Source organism: Candidatus Hydrogenedentota bacterium (assembly GCA_012523015.1).
GTDB lineage: Bacteria > Hydrogenedentota > Hydrogenedentia > Hydrogenedentales > CAITNO01 > JAAYBJ01.
In genome coordinates, this window is record JAAYJI010000308.1 from 1 (window position 1) to 4034 (window position 4034).

5 protein-coding genes are annotated in these 4034 nt (G+C 45.1%); all 5 read left to right on the plus strand.

From position 1 onward, the window contains the following. Positions 1–323, plus strand: a 323-nt coding sequence (locus tag GX117_13430; protein ID NLO34331.1) for a hypothetical protein, incomplete at its 5' end; no start/stop codon positions are given. A gap of 26 nt (positions 324–349) precedes the next feature. Beyond that, positions 350–1072, plus strand: coding sequence for a type I-C CRISPR-associated protein Cas5 (gene cas5c, locus GX117_13435; GenBank protein NLO34332.1), 723 nt, complete (start codon positions 350–352; stop codon positions 1070–1072). Next, the gene (gene cas8c, locus GX117_13440; protein NLO34333.1) at positions 1069–2823 is read left to right on the plus strand and encodes a type I-C CRISPR-associated protein Cas8c/Csd1; all 1755 of its coding nucleotides are present in this window, start codon (positions 1069–1071) and stop codon (positions 2821–2823) included. The genes cas5c and cas8c overlap by 4 nt, the downstream gene beginning before the upstream one ends. Positions 2824–2845: 22 nt before the next feature. Next, on the plus strand, positions 2846–3760 hold the full coding sequence (gene cas7c, locus GX117_13445) for a type I-C CRISPR-associated protein Cas7/Csd2 (protein ID NLO34334.1): 915 nt from the start codon (positions 2846–2848) through the stop codon (positions 3758–3760). 7 nt (positions 3761–3767) lie between these two features. Beyond that, positions 3768–4034, plus strand: a 267-nt coding sequence (locus tag GX117_13450) for a Dna2/Cas4 domain-containing protein (GenBank protein NLO34335.1), incomplete at its 3' end; no start/stop codon positions are given.

The window sequence follows — 4034 nt, forward strand, 5'->3', positions numbered from 1 at the left end:
GTATTGAGATAGAGTTTCGTACCGCCTCAGAAGAATTCAAAATCATTGACGAGACGACGCGGCCTGTTTTCGTTCGATATGGTAACAGTAAAGAGCTAATTGAACAGCTTCGTATTGTCGGACCCAAACGCGAACTCATGCGAAAACTTCAACGATTTACCGTTGCCCTCAATATGTATACCATCGAAACAATGAGAAAATGCGGCTTGATCGAAGAAATAGAGCCCGGATTTTTGGTACAGACCCTTCCTTCGTTGTATAGTGATACTGTCGGCTTGGACGTGTTTAATGAAAATCTCCCTATTAGCGATTTGATGGTTTGAAGAAATCCAAGAAAGGAGGACTGCTGATGAAAGGTTTTTGTTTGGAGGTAGCAGGATCTTTTGCCTGCTTTACCCGACCCGAAATGAAAGTGGAGCGTGTCAGCTACGACGTGATCACCCCGTCCGCTGCCCGCGCCATTTTCGAGTCTATTCTTTGGAAACCTGCCATACGCTGGAGGATCAAAGAAATCCAAGTGCTGGCGCCCATTCGCTGGGCATCCGTACGCCGCAACGAAGTGGGGAAGACGGCATCCAAGGACGCAATCGTATATATTGAAAAAAAACGCCAGCAGCGTGCCGCCTTGTTGTTGCGCGATGTAAAATATCGACTCTACGGTCAATTCGATTTTATTGAGCCCGATCAGCGACCGGCAACCTATAATCCTGTGCCGGAACATTTGGTCGATGTACAGGAAGCAAAAGAGATGGCAGCGCCCCTTGTACGTAAAGATGAAAAAGAGGCCAAGTATGCCGCCATGTTTGAGCGGCGTGCCCAAAAAGGCCAAACTTTCAATCAGCCCTATCTGGGCTGTCGTGAATTTTCCTGTTCCTTTCGATTGGTAGCGCCCGACGAGCCACAGGAACCCTGTCCCGATGAATTAAAAGGTACGCGTGAATTGGGATGGATGCTCTACGATATGGACTTTACGAATCCGAAAGATATTAAGCCCCTCTTTTATAAACCAGTCATGGAAGACGGAATCATCAAGGTTCCTGACCGTGAAAATGACAAGGAGGTTCTCCAATGATTCTCCAATCGCTCAAAGAATATTATGATCGAAAAGCTGCTGATCCTGAAAGTGATATCGCCCCCGAAGGATTTGAAAGAAGAGAAATTCCTTTTCTTATTGTTATTGACAAAGAGGGGAATTTTATAACGCTAAAGGATAACCAAGAAACAGACGGCAAAAAAAAGACAGTGAAATCTTATGTGCTGCCCAGATCCTGTGGAAGAACAGGACCGGCAAGTTTTAAAACTACATTTTTGCTGTGGGATCACTATGGTTATGTGTTGGAGCATCCTGAAGACGACGAAAAAACACCTAAACAACACAGAACTTGGCTTGATCAACTCCATAACTTACCGCCGGAACTCAAAGAAGATGAGGGTGTCGCCGCCATCATCAAATTCTATGAAAAGGATGGGATTAAAAAGGTTAAAGCCGCCGATAATTGGAAAGACTGCGTCAAAATTGTGGGCTGTAATATGACCTTTCAAATTGATGGTGACATGCTGCCTATTCCTTGCCGTCCTGCCGTTCAAAGCTTTTGCCGTAAGAATCTCACTGATCGGGATGCTGTTTTGGGCCGATGCCTCGTAACAGGCGAATACGATGAGATCAAGAGAATTCACTTCGATATCATCATTGGTCGAAATAAAGGGAAGCTTGTAGGATTTCAAAAGAATTCAGGGTATGATTCTTACGGTAAAGAACAGGCATATAATGCACCTGTTAGTTCATCTGCGGAATTCGCCTATACCACAGCACTGAAGATCTTATTGAACTCAGAAAACTCAAAAATGAAGATAGGTGATGCGACCGCCGTATTTTGGTCTGAAAAAGAGAGCGAACTCGAAAAGAATTTCCTCTCTATCTTTGATCCGCCCGAAGATGATCCTGACCGTGGAACCCGTGCCGTTAAAAGTCTTTTTAATTCGATCAAAACCGGGGCGTTATCAGTCGATGAAGGAAACATTCGTTTTTATGTCTTGGGGCTAGCATGGCTCAGCCTCGGACGTGTTACAGTTCGCTTTTGGAATGTCGATACAGTGATGGGCATGTCGGAAAAGATAGTACAACATTTCGAGGATACAGAAATCATTCATGGACCCAATAAGCCGGATACTATATCTCTCTTTAAACTTATCCAGTCGACAGCCGCTTTGGGAAAACCAGACAATATCCTTCCCAACTTGGCGGCAGATACAATACGCGCTATTTTACAAGGCTTACCCTATCCGAAAACCTTGCTTCAGGCCGCCATACAACGAGGCCGTGCCGAGCAAAACATTAGCTATGAGCGGGCTGCATTGATCAAGGCCTGTTTAAATCGAAGCATAAGAAAGAAAAACGCAACATTAACAACCCAAGAAAGGGAACTTACCGTGAGTCTTGATGAATCCAACGTAAATATTGGCTATCGTTTGGGCCGACTTTTCGCCACCTTGGAAAAAATCCAAGAAGAAGCCAATCCCGGGCTTAATGCCACTATTAGAGATCGCTTTTACGGGGCTGCGTCGGGCACGCCTGTTGCTGTATTCGCGAATCTGATGCGCCTCAAAAATCATCATTTATCTAAACTTGAAAACCAAGGGAGGCGGGTTAATTTAGAACGCTTGATCGGAGAAATTATGAAAGGGATCACAGATTTTCCCACCCATTTATCACTCAATGATCAAGGTCGCTTTGCAATTGGCTATTATCACCAGAGGCAGGATTTTTTTACCACCAAAATAAAGGATGACACATCCGGCAACCCCAACAATGAAGAACTTTAACCCATAGAAGGAGAATAATAAGATGAGTAGTCCCATTCAAAAACGCTATGACTTTGTGTTGGTCTTTGACGTCAAAGACGGTAATCCTAATGGTGATCCCGATGCCGGGAATCTGCCCCGCATTGACCCGGAAACAGGTGCCGGACTCGTTACCGATGTCTGTATCAAGCGTAAAATTCGAAACTTTGTTCAACTCACTAAAAATGAAGCGCCGGGCTTTGATATCTTCATTAAAGAAAAAGCCATCCTCAATCTGCTTATTGAAAAAGCCTATGAAGAGATAGGAGTTGATCTCTATAAGTCCTCGCCCGACGAAGGAAATGAAAAAAAACTTAAAACGGCCCGGAAAGGAAAAGATAAAGAAATTGAAGACGCACGTACTCAAATGTGTGCAAAGTATTTTGATATACGTGCTTTCGGCGCTGTATTAAGTACCGGTGCCAATGCCGGACAGGTGCGCGGACCCGTCCAACTTACCTTTGGCCGATCCGTGGATCGCATTGTTACGCTCGAACACAGTATCACCCGTATGGCCGTAGCTAGCGAAAAGGAAGCGCAAAGTCAAAGTGGTGATAACCGTACCATGGGCAGAAAAAACACCGTTTCCTATGGTCTCTATGTGGCCCATGGGTTTATATCGCCATTTCTTGCAAAACAGACCGGATTCTCCGAGGAAGATCTCGATCTGCTCTGGCAGGCCATGAAATTTATGTTTGAACATGACCGCTCCGCTGCACGGGGAGAAATGGCGACTCGGAAACTTATTGTATTTGAACATGCTGATCCTTTGGGCAATGCTCCCGCTCACCAATTGTTTGATCTCGTACAGATACAGCAGAAAGATAAGACTATGCTGCCCCGTTCTTTTAAAGATTATGAACTAACCATTGACAAAGAGAATATACCTAATGGTATTACCCATCGGGAGATCGTCTAATACGGCCATGTATGAAGAAGATGATTTGTTGCTAATTTCCGGTTTACAGAAATTATTCTTCTGTGAGCGACAGTGGGCACTGATCCATATCGAGTGCCAATGGGAAGACAATCGCTTAACCGCGGAAGGCAATCATCTTCATGAACGGGTTCACCAAAACGAGGAGGAGACGAGAGGAGACGTGCAGACCACACGAGGGCTCCGCCTCCGCTCGCTCCGATTCGGATTGACCGGACAAGCAGATGTCGTGGAATTTCATCAAACAGCACAGGGA